Origin of the sequence: Enterobacter cloacae complex sp. GF14B (assembly GCF_004136805.1) — a bacterium.
GTDB lineage: Bacteria > Pseudomonadota > Gammaproteobacteria > Enterobacterales > Enterobacteriaceae > Enterobacter > Enterobacter hormaechei_C.
The window spans coordinates 17,232-37,762 of sequence record NZ_QFRV01000037.1 but is presented as its reverse complement, the minus strand read 5'-3'; the positions used below and the strand labels follow the sequence as shown (position 1 = coordinate 37,762).

Sequence of the window (20,531 nt, the reverse complement as noted above, 5' to 3'; positions counted from 1 at the left end):
GTCACATTATGGGTGACGGACTTTGCCACGCAGTGATTTTACGGTGGATTTCTGCGCCTTCGATGACAACCGACGTTCTTTCGATGCCCGCGTTGGACGTGTTGCCCGGCGACTTTTTTGTACAGCCGTCAGCTCTTTGATGACCGCGACCAGCCGGGCAATTGCCGCTTCCCGGTTAAGCTCCTGGCTGCGATACTCCTGCGCTTTAATCACTATCACACCCTCGCTGGTGATCAGGTGATGGCTGGCGGCAAGCAGGCTTTCTTTATAATACTCTGGCAGGCTGGAGGCCCGAATGTCAAAGCGCAAATGGATAGCCGTTGAGGCCTTGTTAACGTGCTGCCCCCCTGCGCCCTGGGCCCGGATAGCGGTGATCTCCAGCTCGTTATCAGGGATGCTGACATTTCGGGACAATACAATCATGATGCGGGCTGCCAGGCCGTGAGATGAATTTCCAGATTATTCTGAGAATCGGAAAGCCAGATGGCACCGTCCTGAATTGTTGCCTGTAGCGCCATCGTCCGGCTGGCGAACGCACTCAGCTGCGCCAGCTGTTCATCATCCAGATACCAGACGGTAAGATTTTTGAACTGCGCACATTTATTTTTATTTTGTTGCCACCAGATCTCCGCCGCGCGCTGGTTGTAGGCAAACAACGCCACTTCAGCAGACTGGGTGCAGGCCTTTTTGATCCGGCGTTCATCCGGCAGGCCAAGCTCAATCCATAAATCGATACCCAGATGATCGTTGCGCAACCAGGCTTCCGGTTCATCTTCCGCGCTTAAACCACGGGTAAATTGCAGACGCTCGTCGGCATACTTAATCCACGCCAGCAGGCGCAGCATCATGCGCTCCTGGGTTTCAGAAGGGTGACGCGCCAGCGTCAATGACGCATCCAGAAACTGGTTACGGTCAAGATCCGCCACATTGACCACAGCTTTATAAATAGTCGCTTTTAGCGCCATGAGAGAACTCCTTTCGAATCAGGCGTACATTGTAGCGAAAACCGCGGCAAAAGGCTGTTACGAGGTGGTGGCTAACTCTTATCAAGGCGCTGATATTGCTTAAATGAGTATGGTATAGTCACCTTGCTAAACCGAGTTTAACTTCGTAGGCTTAATGATATCTCACAGTAAGTCAGTACGCTGGCAGGAGGTGATGTGAATAATTATTGTGAGTTGATTCGCAGACGGTATGCGGAGATCGCCAGCGGAGATCTGGGGTACATTCCGGATGCGTTGGGCTGTGTATTGAATGTGCTAAATGAAGTGGCCTCTGATGAGAGCCTTTCTGAATCGGTCAGGGAAAAAGCAGCGTATGCTGCGGCGAATTTACTGGTGAGCGATTATGTCGATGAATGATACCTATCAACCCATCAATTGTGATGACTATGACAACCTCGAACTCGCCTGCCAGCATCATTTAATACTGACGCTGGAGCTAAAAGATGGCGAAGTGCTAAAGGCAAAGGCCAGCGATCTGGTTTCCCGTAAAAATGTGGAATACCTGGTTGTGGAAGATGCAGGTGCAACGCGTGAGCTACGCCTCGACAAAATTGCCAGTTTCAGCCATCCGGAAATCGGCACCGTCGTGGTGAGCGAATCCTGATAACCAACGGGCAGCCAGGCTGCCCGTTACGCTTTCCATTCAAAATTAACACCCGCTTCAGCCCACCCCTCTTCAGTGATGAACACCCCTGCCGCCGCGATGAGCGTGTCGCCGTAAAACAGAAGCGGCGTGGTATCACGTCGCCAGGGCGGAACGTTCTGTTCCTGCCAGATTTTCTTCAGCTTACGCCCGCCGTTACGACCGACGATATGCAGCATGCCGCTGGCCCTGAAGCGTATGGTAACGTTCTCGTCCGGCTCAGGTAGACGCACATTGCCCGAATGACTTAACGCAACGACACCGGCATTCATCGGTAGCGTTAATGCTTTTTCCGGCGACGGCCAGTCGAGCACAACGTCAGCCAGCGACGGCACAGATTTTACCCACCAGAGTTGCCCTTTATAACGCCTGACGTCATAACCATTCAGGTGTATACACGGTGCGGCATCTTCCCTCGCCTGTGCAACTTCCTCCCAGATACGGTTGAGCATCGCCCGGGACGGCATAACCGCACGGTGGTAAGCCAGCCAGCGGCGAATCAGAGCAGCCCGACGCACGGGGCTCATCACCTTCAACGGCGCAACGTTCAGGGCACCGTCAGCGGTAATCAGTGTATTCAGCTCCCCGCTCAGCAACTCATCCAGCAAGCTTTCCTGTTCAGCACACAGCATGGCGCTTCTGGCCGCCGCTTCGGAAAAATGCGCCCAGCGCTCACTCAGCAGCGGTAAGACGCGCAGGCGCAGGAAGTTACGGTCGTAACTGTCGTCCTGATTGCTGTCGTCTTCAATCCAGCACAGATGATGCTGCTGCGCCCAGGCTTCCAGTGATGCGCGCGTCTCACCCAGCAGCGGGCGGATGAGCTCTGTTTCAGCAAAATCAGCGCGCTCAGGCATGGCGGATAAACCCGCAGGCCCGCTGCCCCGCTTGAGCGCCAGTAAAAACGTCTCGCACTGGTCGTCCAGATGCTGCGCGGTGACCAACGCTTCTCCAGGCTGTAATGCGCCAGAAAACGCGGCGTAGCGGGCTTTCCGCGCCTGCGCCTCAATACCCAGCCCCTCATCCTCAAGCGTGACGCGTTCAACGATCAGCGGGATCTCCCACCCTGAGCACACCGCTTCGCAGTGCGCCACCCAGTCGTCGGCATGGGGGCTTAAGCCGTGATGGATATGCATCGCCCGCAGCTGGACGTCAGGCTCACGGTCGCGCCAGAGCTTAAGGCGGTGCAGCAAAACGGTGGAATCCAGGCCACCGCTGAACCCCACCAGCAGCTGGCGGTAGGGTGAAACGGCGTGCGCGATAGCGGGTAAGGTCATAGGAAATTACACATAAAAAATGCCCGAACTGAACGGGCATTATCACACATGACGGCGATTACTGCTGATAAAGCTCCAGCGGCAGGCCGTCCGGATCGTTGAAAAAAGTGAAACGTTTATCGGTAAAGGGATCGACACGAATCGCTTCGCAGGCCACGCCGTGGGCTTCCAGATGTTTTACCGCGCTGTCCAGGTCATCGACGCTGAAGGCCAGGTGGCGCAGGCCGCAGGCTTCCGGGCGTGAAGGACGCGCTGGCGGGAAAGGAAAAGAGAACAGCTCAATCACATATTGACCGTTTAACGCCAGATCGCCTTTCCAGGAGTCGCGCTCCTCACGGTAGGCCTCGCTCAACAGCGTAAAGCCGAGAACGTCGCAGTAGAATGCCTTACTTTTCGCATAATCGGTGGCAATGATCGCAATATGATGAACCGCTTTTAAACCCAGCATAGTTTCTCCTTTTTATGATGTCCTGAACGTTACAACCGACAACCCGCCCCTGGCAAGCGGCCCCTTTTATTTTAGGACTCTCACCCAGTACACGCCGTTATCGTCGCGTTTCGCGCCATGAATATCCGTTTCAAAGCCGGGATAGTGGCGCCCCACCGAACAGAGCATCAGCAGGAAATCGAGCACCGCCCGGCTCTCCTCAGTGATCATTTCACCCGGCATCAGCAGCGGCACGCCCGGCGGATAAGGCAGGATCATGTTGGCCGATACCCGCCCGACCAGGTTCTCCAGCTCAACGGTTTCAACCTCCCCTTTCACCTGGCGCTGCCACGCCCTGTGCGGCGTCAGCTTCATTTCAGGCAGAACATCAAATGCCTGCAACATCAGGCGCGGCAGATCGTGCTGGCGGATCAGCCTGTGAATCCCCTGGGCCAGATCCTGAATACGCATATTGCGGTAGAAGTCAGGATCTTCCGCGTAGAGATCCGGCAGCATGTTCTTCACCCGCAGGTTCAGATCGTATGCGCGCTTAAACTCCATCAGTCCCCTGAGCAGCCCCATCGCGCGGGTTTTATCGATCCCGATGCTGAACAGGAACAGCAGATTATAGGGGCCGGTTTTCTCCACCACCACGCCGCGCTCATCAAGGAACTTCGCCACCAGCGCAGCCGGGATCCCTTCCTCACCCATCACACCCTGCTCATCCATGCCCGGCGTCAGGATTGTCACCTTAACCGGATCGAGGAACATGTGGTCCGCATCAGCATCCCGAAAACCGTGCCAGCTCTCCCCCGGCGCGACGGGCCAGCATTCTGCCTCATCAATCTCTTCCGGCTGCCAGATATCAAAGAACCAGCCGTCCGCTTCATCTTTAAGTCGCTGAACCTCTTTTCGGAAATGCAACGCCCGCTCCACCGAACGATTGATCAGGCGTTTACCCGGATTACCGCGCAGCATCGCTGCCGCCGTTTCGATGGACGCCACCAGCGGGTAGCTTGGCGACGTGGTCGTGTGCATCATGAAAGCTTCGTTGAAGGTGTCCTCGTCGTACTCACCCTTGATGTGAATGAGAGACGCCTGGGAAAACGCGGCCAGCATTTTGTGCGTCGACTGCGTTTCGAAGAACACCTTGCCCGGCACCCGCTCGCCGCTCATCCCACTTTTACCCGAGTAAATCGGGTGGAAATTAGTGTAAGGCACCCACGCGGAGTCAAAGTGAATCGACGGCACGTCCAGCGTCTGCTTGATCCAGTTCGTGTTGTAAAGCAGCCCGTCATAGGTGGAGTTGGTGATCACCGCATGCACAGGCCAGCTTGCCTCGGGGATAGCCGCGATCTTATTCTCAATGGCTTCATGCGCGAACTCACGGCGAGGAATGCCGCCGAGAATACCCAGCGCATTACGAGTAGGCGACAGCCAGAGCGGCACCACATCGCTCATCATCAGCAAATGCGCCAGTGATTTATGGCAGTTTCGGTCAATCAGCAGCGTACTGCCGGCAGGCGCGGCATACATCCCGACGATTTTGTTCGAGGTTGAGGTACCGTTGGTCACCATGTAGCTTTGCTCGGCGCCAAAGGTCCGGGCGATGTATTCTTCAGCTTCCAGATGCGGGCCGGTATGATCCAGCAGAGAGCCTAACTCGGTGACCGAAATCGACACGTCCGCCTTCAGCGTGTTACCGCCGAAGAAATCGTAGAACAGGCATCCCACCGGGCTTTTTTGATAGGCCGTTCCCGCCATATGGCCTGGCGTACAGAAGGTGTACTTCCCTTCTTTCACATAGGTGAACAATGCGCGCGTAAACGGCGGTGTGATGTTATCGAGGTATTCACCGGTGTACTGCTGAATGCGGGTCGCAATGTCCTCGGCAACGCCGAGTGAGTATTCGAAGAACCACAGCGCCATACGCATATCGTGCGCACTCACGTCCATGGTCGAGTGAGTGTTGATAAACGCGTACAGCGGAAGATATTCGTTGAGCTTATTGATATCGCTGCACAACTCCATGTCGTATTCGTCCCAGTCGAATATCACGCCACAGATGCGCGGATTGTGTTCGATAAATTTCAGCAGGTCGGCGCTGTTTTGCGGCCAGATCAGCTGGTATCCGCGTGCTTTAAGGGCTTGCTCCAGCTCCTTGATGGGTTCGTCTTTATAAAAGACGCCGTGTGGCCCCATGATGGCAATGATGTTCATGGTTTACCTCCTTGAAAAACATCAGATAAGCATAGTTAAGGTAAACGGCAGGTATAAAAAAAGCCGCAACAATGTGCGGCTTTTAGGATAATTGTGAGGCTTACGCGTAACCGTAGGTCATCAGACGCTGATAACGACGGTTGAGCAGATCTTCTGTGCTCAGCACGTCCAGGTCCGCCAGGTCTGCCAGCAGCTGCGCTTTCAGGGAAGCAGCCATCACTTCCGGCTTACGATGCGCGCCACCCAGCGGTTCAGGGATAACGGTGTCGATCAGCTTCAGCTCTTTCAGACGTGGGGCAATGATGCCCATCGCTTCAGCAGCCAGCGGCGCTTTATCGGCACTTTTCCACAGGATGGAGGCACAGCCTTCCGGAGAGATAACGGAATAGGTACTGTACTGTAGCATATTCACTTTATCGCCCACGCCAATTGCCAGCGCACCGCCGGACCCACCTTCACCGATAACGGTACAGATAACCGGCACTTTCAGGCGAGACATCTCGCGCAGGTTGCGTGCGATGGCTTCAGACTGACCGCGCTCTTCAGCGCCAACACCCGGGTAAGCACCCGGCGTGTCGATGAAGGTGATGATTGGCATATTGAAACGCTCAGCCATCTCCATCAGACGCAGGGCCTTACGGTAGCCTTCTGGTGCTGGCATACCGAAGTTACGACGGATTTTCTCTTTGGTTTCACGGCCTTTCTGATGACCAATGATCATCACCGGACGTCCATCCAGACGCGCGATACCGCCGACGATAGCTTTATCGTCAGCGTATGCGCGGTCGCCTGCCAGTTCGTCAAATTCGTCAAACGCCAGGCGGACATAATCCAGGGTGTACGGACGCTGTGGATGTCGCGCCAGCTGGGCGATCTGCCATGCGCCGAGATCGGCAAAGATTTTGCGCGTCAGTTCTACGCTTTTTTCGCGCAGACGATGCACTTCTTCGTCGATGTTAATATCCAGTTTTTCATCCTGACGGCTCACGGCTGTCAGAGAATCGATTTTCGCTTCCAGCTCTGCAATCGGCTGTTCGAAATCAAGGAAATTCAGACTCATAGTATTCCTGTATTAGTCAAACTCCAGTTCCACCTGCTCCGAACCAATGAGGCCACGGAGATCGTTCAGTAAACGATCGCTCGGAGAGACACGCCACGTTGCACCAAAGCGCAACCGCGCGCGTGCATCCGCCCTCTGATAGTAGAGATGTACTGGAATGGTCCCCGAGCGGTGGGGTTCCAGAGACTGACGGAGTCGGTTTAAAAGCTGGTCATCAATTTGCCTGTCCGTCAGCGAGATAGCAAGCCCGCGAGCATATTTTTCCCGGGCTTCGTCAATGTCCATCACTTCGCGGGCGGTCATTTTAAGCCCCCCGCTGAAGTCATCAAAGCTGACCTGTCCGCTGACGATAAGTATGCGGTCTTTTTCCAGCAATTGCTGGTATTTATCCAGCGCGTCGGTGAACAACATCACCTCCAGACGCCCGGAACGGTCATCCAGGGTACAGATGCCGATACGATTGCCGCGCTTGGTGACCATTACCCTTGCAGCAATCACGAGCCCCGCAGCCGTGGTGATTTTACCACGTTCTGTCGGATGCATGTCTTTAAGCCTGTGGCCGCCGACATAGCGCTCAATTTCTTTAAGATACTGGTTGATCGGGTGCCCCGTCAGGTACAGACCTAACGTTTCCCGCTCTCCATCCAGCACTACCTGTTCTGGCCACGGCTGGCAGTTGGAATAGGACTGCTCGATCTGCTCTGGCTCTTCCGCCAGCACGCCGAACATATCCGCCTGGCCAATGGCTTCCGCTTTCGCATGCTGATCGGCCGCCTTCAGCGCATCGCCGAGCGAGTTCATCAGCGCGGCGCGGTGTGGCCCCAGACGGTCAAACGCGCCGGACATGATCAGTTTTTCCAGCACGCGGCGGTTCAGTTTTTTGGTATCGGTACGGGCGCACAGATCGAACAGCTCACGGAAGTAGCCGCCGTTGTTACGCGCTTCAATGATCGCCTCGATCGGACCCTCACCCACGCCCTTGATCGCGCCGATCCCATAGACGATTTCCCCGTCATCGTTAACGTGAAAATGATACAGGCCCGAGTTAATATCCGGCGGCAGGATCTTCAGCCCCATGCGCCAGCACTCGTCCACCAGGCCAACCACCTTCTCGGTGTTGTCCATATCGGCAGTCATTACCGCTGCCATAAACTCAGCGGGATAGTGAGCTTTCAGCCACAGCGTCTGATACGAAACCAAAGCATAGGCGGCGGAGTGAGATTTGTTAAATCCGTACCCGGCGAATTTCTCCACCAGGTCGAAGATTTTCATCGCCAGTTCGCCATCGATGCCGTTTTTCTTCGCTCCATCTTCAAAGATGGAGCGCTGCTTGGCCATCTCTTCCGGCTTTTTCTTACCCATCGCACGACGCAGCATGTCTGCGCCGCCAAGGGTATAACCCGAAAGTACCTGGGCGATCTGCATCACCTGTTCCTGATACAGGATGATGCCATAGGTTGGCTCCAGTACCGGTTTCAGGCTTTCATGCTGCCACTGAACGTCCGGGTAGGAAATTTCTTCGCGCCCGTGCTTACGGTCGATAAAGTTATCCACCATCCCCGACTGCAACGGCCCCGGACGGAACAGGGCCACCAGCGCGATCATATCTTCGAAGCAGTCGGGTTGCAGACGCTTAATCAAATCTTTCATGCCGCGGGATTCAAGCTGGAAGACGGCTGTCGTCTCCGAGCGTTGCAGCATGTCGAAACTTTTCTTGTCATCAAGCGGGATAGCCGCGATATCCAGCGGCGGTTCGCCGTTCTTCTCGCGACGGGCGTTAATCATCTCCAGCGCCCAGTTGATGATGGTCAGCGTACGCAGGCCGAGGAAGTCGAACTTCACCAGCCCGGCGTATTCTACGTCGTTCTTGTCGAACTGGGTGACCGGATGCTGGCCCGCTTCGTCGCAGTACAGCGGCGCAAAGTCGGTGATTTTGGTCGGGGCGATAACCACCCCCCCCGCATGCTTACCGGCGTTACGCGTGACGCCTTCCAGCTTGCGCGCCATGTCGATCAGCGCTTTGACCTCTTCGTCGGCTTCGTAGATTTCCGGCAGCTGAGGTTCAGCTTCAAAGGCTTTCGCCAGAGTCATGCCCGGATCGGGCGGCACCAGCTTAGAGATACGATCGACAAAACCGTACGGGTGGCCCAGAACGCGGCCCACGTCGCGGATAACCGCTTTCGCCGCCATCGTCCCGAAGGTAATGATCTGTGAAACCGCATCACGACCGTACATATCGGCCACGTGCTCAATCACTTGGTCGCGTTTTTCCATGCAGAAGTCGACGTCAAAGTCGGGCATGGAGACACGTTCCGGGTTGAGGAAACGTTCGAACAGCAGGTCGAATTCCAACGGATCGAGGTCGGTGATTTTCAGTGCGTACGCCACCAGCGAGCCGGCACCGGAACCACGGCCCGGGCCTACCGGCACGCCGTTATCCTTCGACCACTGGATGAACTCCATCACGATCAGGAAGTAGCCAGGGAACCCCATCTGGTTGATCACCTGGAGTTCAATATCCAGGCGCTCGTCATATTCAGGACGCTTCTCTTTACGGACCGCTTCATCCGGGAAAAGGAATTCCAGACGCTCTTCCAGACCCTCTTTCGATTTCATGACCAGGAAATCTTCGGTGGTCATGTCGCCCGTCGGGAACTGCGGCAGGAAGTATTCGCCGAGACGCACGGTGACGTTACAGCGCTTGGCAATCTCTACGCTGTTTTCCAGCGCTTCCGGGATGTCCGAGAAAAGCTCACACATCTCCTCTTCGCTGCGCATGTACTGCTGCGATGAGTAGTTGCGCGGGCGTTTCGGATCGTCGAGGGTGAAGCCGTCGTGGATAGCGACGCGAATTTCATGCGCGTCAAAATCGCCCGCCTCAAGGAAGCGCACATCGTTGGTGGCCACTACAGGCAGGCCACGCGCTTCCGCCAGGGCGACGGCCGCATGCAGATAGCTCTCTTCGTCCGCACGCCCGGTACGGATCAGCTCCAGGTAATAGCGATCCGGGAAATACTCTTCGTAGAACGAGACGCACTGATCCACCAGCGCGTTGTTACCGCGCAGCAGACATTTGCCGACATCCCCCATACGACCACCGGAGATCAGCAGCAAACCTTCGTTCAGCTCTGCCAGCCAGTCGCGGTCAATCCATGGACCCAGTGCGCCGTAGCCGCGCTGGTAGGCTTTTGAGATCAGCAGAGTGAGATTCTGATAGCCCGTGTTATTCATGGCTAACACGGAAATTTGCGTCATCTCATCGCCGAGCAGGTCGCTCTGCACATGAAAATCCGCACCGACGATGGGCTTTAATCCTGCGCCATGCGCCGTTCCGTAGAACTTCACCAGGCCACACAGGTTGGTAAAATCGGTGATCGCCAGCCCAGGCATGCCAAGCGAGGCCGCCTTTTTTACCAGCGACCCGGTCTTTGCCAGCCCATCGATCATGGAGTAGTCGCTATGCACCCGCAGGTGTACGAAACGTGGTTCAGCCATCTTCAAATCCCGCGTTACTTAATTGCTTGCGTCTTGATTCAGGACACCAGTCCCAGCGCGCGTTTCACCGGGCCAAAGCTGCGCCGATGATGTTCAGTTGCGCCATGTTCAGCCAGCTTTTCCAGATGGAAAGCCGTTGGATATCCCTTGTGCTGGGCGAAACCATACGCGGGATAAGTGAGGTCCAGCGCGGCCATTTCAGCATCGCGCGTCACTTTGGCAATGATTGACGCCGCACTGATTTCTGCGACGCGGCTATCGCCTTTAACAACAGCCATGGAAGGCATCGGCAGCGCCGGGCAACGGTTACCGTCGATCAGTACATACTCAGGCACAATCTTCAGGCCCGCAACGGCACGCTGCATCGCCAGCATAGTAGCGTGCAGAATGTTTAGATCGTCAATCTCATGCGGTTCTGCGCGCCCGAGACTCCAGGCCAGCGCTTTCTCTTTAATTTCATCGAACAGCGCTAAACGACGCTTTTCGCTCAGTTTTTTCGAGTCGTTCAGGCCAACGATCGGGCGGGCTGGATCGAGGATCACCGCCGCGGTCACAACGGCACCCACTAACGGGCCACGACCGACTTCATCCACACCGGCAACGAGGTGGGTATGGGGATAAATAAATTCCATCATTGTGCTAACTCCAGCACCGCATCGGCCGCCTGCTCATCAGCATTACAGCGGATCAGTTGATGCAGTTCACGGAAGGTATCATGCATCTGGTGGCTGGTTTTACCGTTGGCCAGCAGCGGCAGCAGCGCATCTGCCAGCGCCTGCGGCTGACATTCATCCTGCAAGAGCTCTTTCACCAGCTCGCGACCCGCAAGCAGGTTTGGCAGAGATACGTAATCTGTTTTTACCAGACGTTTTGCCAGCCAGAAGGTAAACGGCTTCATGCGATAACCGACCACCATTGGGCATTTTGCCAGCATACACTCCAGCGCAGCCGTGCCGGAAGCCAGCAGTGCGGCATCGCTCGCAAACATGGCTTGCCGCCCTTTTCCGTCCAGCAAGCGGACGTGAAGATCCGGGGCGACGTCGGCTTTGATACGCTCAAACTGCTCCCGGCGTTTGGCATTCACCAGCGGCACGACCACTTCAAGATCGGGGTAAGTCTTGCGAAGAATTTGCGCCGTTTTCAGGAAATCGGCACTGAGCATTTCAACTTCCGCACCCCGGCTTCCTGGCAGCAGCGCCAGACAATGCACATCATGCGGGATGCCCAGTTCGTCACGCGCCGCGTTTTTATCCGGATCCAGTGGCATGGCATCCGCCATGGTATGACCGATAAAACGGCACGGGACATTAAATCTGTCGTAAAACGCTTTTTCGAAAGGCAGAAAAGCCAGCACCAGATTGGTGGACCGTCCGATTTTGAAAACGCGTTTCTGTCGCCACGCCCACACGGATGGGCTGACGTAATGGATCGTTTTGATCCCCTGCTTTTTCAGGTTCCCTTCAAGGGTAATATTGAAATCAGGCGCATCAATGCCGACAAATACATCGGGCTTGAGGTCGGTAAAGCGGCGGGTAAGGTCGGCGCGGATATGCAGCAGGCGACGCAAGCGGCCCAGCACCTCGACGATGCCCATCACAGCCAGCTCTTCCATTTCATACCAGGCTTCGCAGCCTTCGGCCTGCATTAGCGGCCCAGCCACGCCCACAAAGCGGGCATTGGGTACACGGGCTTTAAGCGCGCGGATAAGACCTGCACCAAGAATATCGCCGGAGGTTTCTCCGGCGACCAGGGCGATGGTAAGCGGACGACTGTCGACCATTAACGAATCAGACCACGGGTTGAACGTTCAAAGAATTCCATGAACGTTTTCACTTCAGGGTGCTTATTCGCCAGCTCGGCAATTTCCGGCTTAGCCTCTTCCAGCGTTTTACCGCTACGGTACAGCAATTTGTACGCGTTGCGGATCGCGGTAATCGCTTCGCGGCTGAAGCCACGACGCTTGAGACCTTCAATGTTCACGCCAAACGGCGTGGCATGGTTGCCCTGCGCAATCACAAACGGTGGGACGTCCTGCGCCACACCGGAGCATCCGCCGACCATCACGTGTGCACCAATGATGCAGAACTGATGGACTGCGGTCATGCCGCCAATAATGGCGAAATCATCGACCGATACGTGTCCCGCCAGCGTTGCGTTGTTGGCGAGAATACAGCGGCTCCCCACGGTACAGTCGTGCGCAATGTGCGCATTAACCATAAACAGGTTGTCGCTGCCCACCTTCGTCAATCCACCGCCTTGCGTTGTACCACGATGAATGGTGACGCTTTCGCGAATGCGGTTACGATCGCCGATTTCCACGCGGGTCGGTTCGCCAGCATACTTGAGATCCTGGTTAACTTCGCCGATGGAGGCGAACTGATAGATCTCATTGTTGCAGCCAATGGTGGTATGACCATTCACGACAACGTGAGATTTCAGTACTGTACCCTCACCAATTTCGACATGGGGTCCAACAATACAAAACGGGCCGATGTGGACATTGGCACCAATGATGGCACCCGTTTCCACAATGGCGGTAGGATGAATAAAGGCGGATTTATCAATCACGTATCAGGCCTCCCGGCTACGCGCACACATCATTGTCGCTTCGCAAACAACTTTGCCGTCAACCATAGCTACGCCTTTGAAGCGAGTCAGGCCGCGACGCGTTTTTTCAAAAGTGACTTCCATGATCATTTGATCACCAGGCACGACCGGACGCTTGAAGCGCGCTTCATCGATACCCGCGAAGTAATAGAGTTCACCCGGTTCCAGTTTACCTACGCTTTTAAACGCCAGAATACCGGTAGCCTGTGCCATCGCTTCCAGGATCAATACCCCCGGGAAGATAGGCTTACCAGGGAAGTGCCCCTGGAAGAACGGCTCGTTAACGGAGACATTTTTCACTGCGCGCAGAAAACGACCTTCTTCAAAATCCAGCACACGGTCTACCAGTAAAAACGGATAGCGGTGCGGCAGAAGTTCTAAAATCTCTTCAATATGCAGAGTATGAGTGTCAGTAGTCAAAATACTCTTCCTGTCAAATGTACTAAGTAGCAATAATAACACGGCCTGCCGGTTTATAAACAAAGCCGACAGGCCGGGAAATTTAGCGTTAAACGGATGAACGCTTAGTCTTGTTGATCGATTTTGCGCTCAATCGCTTTGAGTCGCTTGCTCATATCATCAATATTCATCACCAGTGCAGCTGTTTTACGCCAGACCTTGTTCGGTTGCAGCGGAATACCGGAGGAATAAACGCCAGGCTCAGTGATTGGACGCATCACCATGCCCATCCCCGTCACCGTGACTTTGTCGCATATTTCCATATGGCCATTGATCACGCTGGCACCGCCAATCATGCAGTAACGGCCAATTTTCAGGCTGCCTGCCATGATAACACCACCCGCAACTGCGGTATTGTCGCCAATCACAACGTTATGTGCAATCTGGCACTGGTTGTCTATGATAACACCGTTACCAATAATGGTGTCGTCAAGCGCACCGCGGTCGATGGTGGTGCAAGCGCCGATCTCCACACGATCGCCGATAATCACGCGACCCAGCTGAGGGATCTTAACCCAGTTACCCCGATCGTTAGCGTAACCAAATCCGTCAGAACCAATCACCGTGCTGGACTGTACGAGACAATTCTCGCCAATCTCAACCTCATGGTAGACAGAGACATTGGCCCACAGACGAGTCCCTGCGCCAATTTTCGTATTTTTTCCAACAAAGCAGCCTGGGCCAATCACCACGTTATCACCCAGCACGACGCCGGATTCGATAACGGCGTTTGCGCCGACTGATACGTTGTTACCCAGCTGAGCCGTCGGATCAATCGCAGCACTGGCTGCAATGTTCTGTGCCGGCTGCGGCGTGGTATCAAGAATTTGGGCCATGCGCGCATAGGTCAGGTAGGGATTTTTCACTACCAGTGCAGCGCTAGTGGCAAACGGAAGATCGTCCTGCGTCAGAACAACGGCAGACGCCTGGCACTGGGCCAGGTGTTCACGGTACTTAGCGCTTACCATGAAGGTAATAGTGCCTGCTTTAGCAGATTGCATGGACGCAACAGCGGTGATGACGATATCGCCATCACCGTGTAATTCTGCATCCAACTGCTGAGCTAAATCAGCCAGTCGAATTGAAGGCATTACTTATTTAACCTGTTTCAGAACATCAGCGGTGATGTCTTTAACATCGCTGCTGTTGAATGCAACGGCGTTCGAATCAACAACCAGATCGATGCTCTGATCGGCTGCGACTGCTTTAACGGCAGACTGAATACGCGTCACCAGTTTGCCACGCTCTTCGTTAGAACGACGCTGACGATCCTGCTCGAAAGCCTGCGCTTTCTGAGAGAAGGTCTGGCGCTGAGACATGACGTCTTTTTCCAGTTTGCTGCGCTCGCTCGCTTTCATGGTAGAACCATCACGCTGAAGACGCTGCATCTTGGACTGAAGATCACCTTCCATACGTTGCAGTTCGCTCGCACGGCCTTTGAATTCGTTTTCCAGCGTTGCAGAAACACCGGTTTTCTGTGCAACCTGCTGGAACAAATTACCCATGTTGACGATTGCAATTTTATCCGCTGCCTGAGCAGAAGTTGCCATCGCTAAACCGAGACCTGCAGCTAATAACCACTTTTTCACAATTAACTCCTTACCATCCCATTGGCACCCGAGGGGTACCGTTCTTTGCGTGGCAAGGCGATCGTTTTACCGATCGCCGGTTGTCAGCGCTACACTGCCAACGCATTCCATTGCAGCGGATTATTACCAGGTTTTACCAATGTTAAACTGGAACTGCTCCGCTTTGTCTCCATCGTATTTCTTAAACGGCTGGGCGTAAGAGAAGACCAACGGCCCCAGCGGTGACATCCATTGTAATGCGATACCTGCGGACATGCGAATGTTGCTCGGATCGCTGTAGTCCGGCACACCAGCAAGGCGCGTTTCAGTCGTGTTCTGCCAGTTGGTATCCCACACTGTACCTGCATCCATAAAGAAAGAGGTGCGGACAGAGTTTGCGTACTTGTCGCTGATAAACGGCGTAGGCGTGATGAACTCGAGGCTCGCCACGGCCATAGCGTTACCACCTACTGCATCATCGGAACTACATACGTTCTTATTGCCTGCTCCGTCCGTAGCCGGTTTGTTGCAGTTATCTTCGTCATTACCGCCGTAATAAACCGCTTTCGGACCAATGTTATTGGACTGGAAGCCACGCACGGTGCTTGAACCACCGGCGTAGAAGTTTTCATAGAACGGCAGTTCTTTGCTTCCAATACCGTCACCATAACCCCAACGGGTACGACCCAGAACAACCCACTTGTGATCTTCATCAATTGGGAAGTAGGACGCCGTATCCAGCGTGACCTTGTAGAACTCGTTATCCGAGCCCGGGATAGTCACTTTACCGTTCAGGTTGACACGTGAACCTTCCGTCGGGAAGTAGCCACGGTCAAGACGGTTGTAGGTCCAACCGTAGTTGAAGGTGAAGTCATCCGCGGCGAAACCGTTGTCATCGCTGGACGTACTCGCCGACTGACCGATGGAGTCCAGGTAACGCCACATCGCCACCTGCGGTTGCATGTTGGACAGGTCGTTATGCACGTACCCTAAACCTGCGCGCAGGGTGTTGTATTCGTTAACCGGGAAGCCGAGCGTACCATCCAGACCGTAACTCTTGTTGGTATACGAGGAGAGGTCCGCGTCATCCGCTTTAAAGTCGTTATAGAAGATACGACCGCCCAGGCTTACACCGTCAACGGTGAAGTATGGGTTGGTAACAGAGAACTCAGAGTAGGTCTGGTAGTCGTTTTTCGTCCCGTTGATACCGACAGAGTAGCCCGTACCCAGCCAGTTATCCTGCTGAACACCGACCTGGAAGCTCACGCCACTTTCAGTACCGTAACCAATACCGAAGTTGAAGCTACCGGTATTACGTTCTTTAACTTTATAAACAACATCAACCTGATCCGGACGACCTGGTACACGCTGAGTATCGGTATCGACCGTTTCGAAATAGCCCAGACGGTTCAGACGCTCTTTACCCTGGTCTACCAGATCGCTTCCCAGCCATGCCCCTTCCATCTGGCGCATTTCACGGCGCAGAACGGAGTCTTTAGAGGTATCGTTACCTTCGAAGCGGATCTTACGCACATAGAAACGGTTGCCCGCATCAACGTTAACGTGCAGCTTAACGGTTTTATCCGTGTCGTTAATTTCCGGCTGCGTTTGCACACGCGGATACGCATAACCATAACGGCCGAGCAGCTTCTTAATGCTGTCTTCCATTTTGGTGACTTTAGATCCGCTGTACAGATCGCCCGGCTGAATTTTGGTCAGAGATTCAATTTCAGCTGAATGTCCTGCCAGGTTGCCGCTGACTTCAACACCTGAAAGCGTGTACTTATCGCCTTCAGTGATGTTAACGGTAATGTAGATACCTTTCTTGTCCGGAGTCAGACTCACCTGAGTTGAATCGATGTTGAAACGGGCGTAACCGCGATCCAGATAGTAGCTGCGCAGGGTTTCAAGGTCACCCGCCAGTTTCTGTTTCTGGTATTTACGATCGCCCACCACGTTCCACCACGGCACTTCGTCACGCAACTGGAAGTTGGAGATCAGTTCGTCGGTGCTGAACGCGTGGTTACCCACGATGTTGATCTGCTGGATCTTCGCAGAAACACCTTCCTGGAAGACCAGTTTCAGGTCGACACGGTTACGTGGCAGCGGTGTAACAACCGCTTTAACGCTCGCGCTGTATTTACCGACGCTGTAATAGAAATCTTCCAGACCTTTTTCAATGTCTGCAAGGGTTGTGCGGTCCAGAGATTCCCCCACACGAACACCCGATGCCTCAAGGTTCTGCTTGAGCATGTCATCTTTCACCGACTTGTTGCCGGAGAAAGTGATGCTGGCAATCGTTGGACGTTCTTTTACCTGAACCACCAGCGTATCACCATCGCGCAGGACGCGGACGTCCTCAAAGTTGCCAGTGGCAAACAGAGCACGGATGGTGTTACTGATATCTTCATCATTAACCGTATCGCCGGGGCGCACAGGCATACTGAGGAGGGCCGCACCAACGGCGACACGCTGAAGGCCTTCGAAATGAATATCTTTCACTACGAACCCGTCAGCACCGTATACGGTCGCGCTGCTAAACAGCAGCGACGCTATGAGCAACTTTTTCATCGCCATCGTTATTATGCGTTCTTCCTAACTAACTCTCTTACAACCGAGAGAAATCATTGAAAAGTGCAAGCCCCATTAACAGCACCAGCAAAATCGAGCCAATGCGATAACTAAAGTCTTGAACTCGCTCGGATACCGGTCCGCCTTTTAGCTTTTCAATCGCTAAAAACAGCAAATGGCCCCCATCTAGTACGGGAAGCGGGAACAGGTTGATTATCCCCAGGTTCACGCTAATCAGCGCAAGGAACATGAGATAGTAAATCACCCCGAACTCCGCTGACATCCCAGCCCCCTGAGCAATCGAAATTGGCCCACTGAGGTTGTTCAGTTTCACATCACCGGTTATCAATTTCCCCAACATGTTGACCGTAAGCTTCATCAGCTGCCATGTTTTATCCGTGGCCTCAACGATGGCGCTAAACGGCCCATACTGGCGTATTGTCTTGTACTCATCTGGCAGTGGGATCACTTTCGGCACAACGCCGGCAAACCCTTCCGCCTTACCGCCGCCCGATTTGGTATCCGGGGTGAGAGTCAGTGAGAGCGAACTCCCCTGCCTTTCCACTTCCAGCGCGAGCGGCTTGCCTGGATTATCGCGCACCAGAGTAACAAAGGTCATCCATTGTGTTAATGGCTGACCATCGACTTTAACGATCCTGTCACCCGCTTGTAAACCTGCTTTACTCGCTGCCGATTTGGCCTGTACTTCGGCTAATACCGGCTCGATCTGCGCGCCGCGCGGTCGAATCCCGAGTGCGGCGACAGGGTCCTCTTTGTCTGGCTCAAAGCGCCAGTGGCGTAAATCCAGCACTTTTTCCTGCCGCTGGTCGGAACCAAATGGCGATACGCTGACGGTTGTCTGCTCATCACCGATTTTGGCAACCAGTTGTAACCTCACGGCATCCCAATCAGGGGTTTCGATACCATCAATCGCTTTAAGTTCCATTCCCGGTGTAATTTGCGCCGTTGCCGCAATAGAACCCGTGGTGATTTCGCCCACGACCGGGCGCACGCCAGGCACGCCGATGATAAACACCAGCCAGTAGGCGAAGATAGCGAAGATGAAATTGGCTACCGGGCCGGCAGCGATGATGGCAGCACGTTGTCCAACAGTTTTATTGTTAAACGCGCGATGGCGAAGTTCCGGGGCGACAGGCTCAACGCGTTCGTCGAGCATTTTGACATAGCCGCCCAGGGGAATCAGAGCGATGACAAACTCGGTGCCATGCTTATCGGTACGCTTCCAGAGCGATTTGCCAAAGCCAATCGAGAATCGCTCCACCCGCACACCACAGCGCCGGGCAACCCAGAAATGGCCAAATTCATGCACGGTAATCAGTACACCCAGTGCAACAATGAACGCCGCCAGATTCCAGAGAATGCTCAGCATAAAACCTTCCGTTATATCGTCCCAAACACCAGTAAAAGCAGGCAAGCAAATACAGGAACAGCCGCGGTAAGGCTGTCAATGCGATCCAGTATTCCGCCATGTCCTGGAATCAGGTGACCACTGTCCTTAATCCCTGCTTCACGCTTAAACATACTCTCGGTTAAATCACCCAGCACCGATGCCAGCGCCGCGAAAATCGAACATACCAGCAGCGTGGAGGGGGCAACCTCAAGATTCGCCCAGACCCCATAGCCCCAGGAGATAATTGCTGCCGTAAACAGGCCGCCAATGAAGCCTTGCCAGGTTTTGCCCGGAGAAACCTTTGGCGCCAGTTTATGTTTGCCGAACAGTTTACCAAACATATAGGCCCCGGAGTCAGCCCCCCAGACGAGAATCATCACATAAAGCAGCCATATCGCGCCGCTGTAGTGGTTTTCGTCATAGTGCCAGGCGCGCAGCGCAACCATCCCCCAGAAAAAGGGAACAATCGTGAGCAGACCAAAAATAAGGCGCAACACTTTAGAGTTACGCCAGATCGCCGCAGAGCCTGGATAGAAAAGCACTAAAACAAGCGCAGCAATCCACCAGGCCAGCGATATCCATAAGGATCCGGCAACCAGCGGCTGGTGAACATCGTGATGATATTCAGGCAAGGTATACAGCATCAGGGCCAGTAAAAAACCACAGAGTACCGCCAGCCATACCCGCTGAGTGCGCGAGGTAAAGCCGCTAAGCTGCCCCCATTCCCACGCGGCGAGCATACACACCACCAGCGTAACAATAGCGAATCCCACCGGAGGCAGTAAAAACAGCGCTGCGATGACGACGGGTATTAATACAAAAGCGGAAATCAGGCGATACTTCAGCAAAAGCTACCCCCATCAGGCGTTATCGCCACCAGGCTCGGTGCCGCCGAAACGACGCTCTCGATTGGCAAAGGCATGCAGCGCACCTTCAAAGTCTTGTTCATCAAAATCTGGCCAAAGAACATCCGTAAAGTAAAGTTCGGCGTAGGCAATTTGCCACAGCAAAAAGTTACTAATGCGATGCTCCCCCCCTGTCCTTATAACCAAATCCACGGGTGCCAGTTCATTCATGCAGATTTGCTGACTCAGCGCCTCTTCATCAATCTGGTCGGGTCTTAACAGCCCTTCCTGAACCTGCTCAGCCAGATGCCGAACCCCCTGGATAATATCCCAGCGTCCGCCGTAATTCGCCGCGATATTGAGCGTCAGGCCGGTATTATTTTCCGTCAGCGCTTCTGCTTTGCGAATCCGTTCCTGCAAACGTGAGTTAAAACGACTGGTTTCGCCAATAATACGCAAGCGGACGTTGTGGCGGTGCAGGCTTTTTACTTCGCTATCGAGCGCCCACACGAACAGTTCCATCAACGCAGTCACTTCCTGCGCAGGTCGATTCCAGTTCTCACTGCTAAAAGCATAGAGCGTTAACGCATCAATGCCGTTATTGGCGGCAAAAGAAACGGCGCGGCGAACAGATTTCGCCCCAGCTTTATGCCCAAAGGCTCGTATCTTCCCTTGTCTTTTCGCCCAGCGGCCATTGCCATCCATGATGATTGCAACATGGCGACAGCCATGTGCTGGCAAGTTTTCGCTTATTGGTTGATTCGCAGACAACATAACGCGTTTTTAGTCCCTGAAAGGATTTAACGGTACACAGGAATATTGAAGCCTATACATAAAAAAGCCGTGTCAAACCACGGCTTACCTGACCACTTAAAGCCAAATACCTGCGATCAGGTGGCGCAGACTATATCACTGAAGCCCAACGCTAACAAATAGCACGACGACTA

19 protein-coding genes are annotated in these 20,531 nt (G+C 54.2%); 2 read left to right on the top strand and 17 right to left on the bottom strand.

Going from position 1 to position 20,531, the window contains the following annotated elements:
* Positions 1–6: 6 nt before the first annotated feature.
* Both arfB and DD606_RS13695 read right to left on the bottom strand, forming a co-directional pair.
* Positions 7–423, bottom strand: coding sequence for an alternative ribosome rescue aminoacyl-tRNA hydrolase ArfB (gene arfB / locus DD606_RS13700; protein WP_003856142.1), 417 nt, complete (start codon positions 421–423; stop codon positions 7–9).
* A complete protein-coding gene (locus DD606_RS13695; protein WP_003856144.1) occupies positions 420–965 on the bottom strand; it encodes a YaeQ family protein in 546 nt (181 codons plus the stop codon). Before DD606_RS13695 ends, arfB begins: the two co-directional genes overlap by 4 nt.
* A 195-nt stretch (positions 966–1,160) precedes the next feature.
* On the opposite strand from DD606_RS13695, the gene DD606_RS13690 reads away from it, so the two are divergent.
* Positions 1,161–1,361 carry a YaeP family protein gene (locus DD606_RS13690; RefSeq protein ID WP_003856146.1) on the top strand — a complete coding sequence of 67 codons (201 nt, stop codon included), beginning with the start codon at positions 1,161–1,163 and terminating at the stop codon, positions 1,359–1,361.
* Positions 1,348–1,608 (top strand): Rho-binding antiterminator, encoded by a 261-nt coding sequence (gene rof / locus DD606_RS13685; protein ID WP_003856148.1) that lies wholly within the window; start codon positions 1,348–1,350, stop codon positions 1,606–1,608. The genes DD606_RS13690 and rof overlap by 14 nt, the downstream gene beginning before the upstream one ends.
* Before the next feature lie 26 nt (positions 1,609–1,634).
* On the opposite strand, the gene tilS is transcribed toward rof, so the two are convergent.
* From tilS to ispU, 15 genes are all read right to left on the bottom strand, one after another.
* On the bottom strand, positions 1,635–2,921 hold the full coding sequence (gene tilS / locus DD606_RS13680) for a tRNA lysidine(34) synthetase TilS (RefSeq protein ID WP_023324181.1): 1,287 nt from the start codon (positions 2,919–2,921) through the stop codon (positions 1,635–1,637).
* Between the two features lie 58 nt (positions 2,922–2,979).
* Positions 2,980–3,369: a VOC family protein gene (locus DD606_RS13675; RefSeq protein ID WP_003856151.1), complete on the bottom strand. Its 390-nt coding sequence runs from the start codon at positions 3,367–3,369 to the stop codon at positions 2,980–2,982.
* 66 nt (positions 3,370–3,435) lie between these two features.
* On the bottom strand, positions 3,436–5,568 hold the full coding sequence (locus tag DD606_RS13670) for a lysine decarboxylase LdcC (protein ID WP_003856152.1): 2,133 nt from the start codon (positions 5,566–5,568) through the stop codon (positions 3,436–3,438).
* Positions 5,569–5,668: 100 nt separating this feature from the next.
* A complete protein-coding gene (gene accA, locus DD606_RS13665; protein WP_003856154.1) occupies positions 5,669–6,628 on the bottom strand; it encodes an acetyl-CoA carboxylase carboxyl transferase subunit alpha in 960 nt (319 codons plus the stop codon).
* 12 nt (positions 6,629–6,640) lie between these two features.
* Positions 6,641–10,123, bottom strand: a complete 3,483-nt coding sequence (gene dnaE, locus DD606_RS13660) for a DNA polymerase III subunit alpha (protein WP_129258769.1) — start codon at positions 10,121–10,123, stop codon at positions 6,641–6,643.
* Positions 10,124–10,161: 38 nt separating this feature from the next.
* Positions 10,162–10,758, bottom strand: a complete 597-nt coding sequence (gene rnhB / locus DD606_RS13655; RefSeq protein WP_003856158.1) for a ribonuclease HII — start codon at positions 10,756–10,758, stop codon at positions 10,162–10,164.
* The gene (lpxB, locus tag DD606_RS13650) at positions 10,755–11,903 is read right to left on the bottom strand and encodes a lipid-A-disaccharide synthase (RefSeq protein WP_003856161.1); all 1,149 of its coding nucleotides are present in this window, start codon (positions 11,901–11,903) and stop codon (positions 10,755–10,757) included. The genes rnhB and lpxB overlap by 4 nt, the downstream gene beginning before the upstream one ends.
* Positions 11,903–12,691: an acyl-ACP--UDP-N-acetylglucosamine O-acyltransferase gene (lpxA, locus tag DD606_RS13645; RefSeq protein WP_003856164.1), complete on the bottom strand. Its 789-nt coding sequence runs from the start codon at positions 12,689–12,691 to the stop codon at positions 11,903–11,905. The genes lpxB and lpxA overlap by 1 nt, the downstream gene beginning before the upstream one ends.
* 3 nt (positions 12,692–12,694) lie before the next feature.
* Positions 12,695–13,150: a 3-hydroxyacyl-ACP dehydratase FabZ gene (fabZ, locus tag DD606_RS13640; RefSeq protein WP_003856165.1), complete on the bottom strand. Its 456-nt coding sequence runs from the start codon at positions 13,148–13,150 to the stop codon at positions 12,695–12,697.
* A 104-nt stretch (positions 13,151–13,254) separates the two neighbouring features.
* On the bottom strand, positions 13,255–14,280 hold the full coding sequence (gene lpxD, locus DD606_RS13635) for a UDP-3-O-(3-hydroxymyristoyl)glucosamine N-acyltransferase (RefSeq protein ID WP_123060717.1): 1,026 nt from the start codon (positions 14,278–14,280) through the stop codon (positions 13,255–13,257).
* Between the two features lie 3 nt (positions 14,281–14,283).
* Positions 14,284–14,778 carry a molecular chaperone Skp gene (skp, locus tag DD606_RS13630; RefSeq protein ID WP_003856169.1) on the bottom strand — a complete coding sequence of 165 codons (495 nt, stop codon included), beginning with the start codon at positions 14,776–14,778 and terminating at the stop codon, positions 14,284–14,286.
* A gap of 123 nt (positions 14,779–14,901) precedes the next feature.
* A complete protein-coding gene (gene bamA / locus DD606_RS13625) occupies positions 14,902–17,334 on the bottom strand; it encodes an outer membrane protein assembly factor BamA (protein WP_023324178.1) in 2,433 nt (810 codons plus the stop codon).
* Between the two features lie 31 nt (positions 17,335–17,365).
* A complete protein-coding gene (gene rseP / locus DD606_RS13620; RefSeq protein WP_003856174.1) occupies positions 17,366–18,718 on the bottom strand; it encodes a sigma E protease regulator RseP in 1,353 nt (450 codons plus the stop codon).
* Between the two features lie 11 nt (positions 18,719–18,729).
* Positions 18,730–19,587, bottom strand: coding sequence for a phosphatidate cytidylyltransferase (gene cdsA, locus DD606_RS13615; RefSeq protein WP_003856175.1), 858 nt, complete (start codon positions 19,585–19,587; stop codon positions 18,730–18,732).
* Between the two features lie 12 nt (positions 19,588–19,599).
* Entirely contained in the window at positions 19,600–20,358 is a 759-nt protein-coding gene (ispU, locus tag DD606_RS13610) for a (2E,6E)-farnesyl-diphosphate-specific ditrans,polycis-undecaprenyl-diphosphate synthase (RefSeq protein WP_003856176.1), read from the bottom strand.
* Positions 20,359–20,531: the final 173 nt, after the last annotated feature.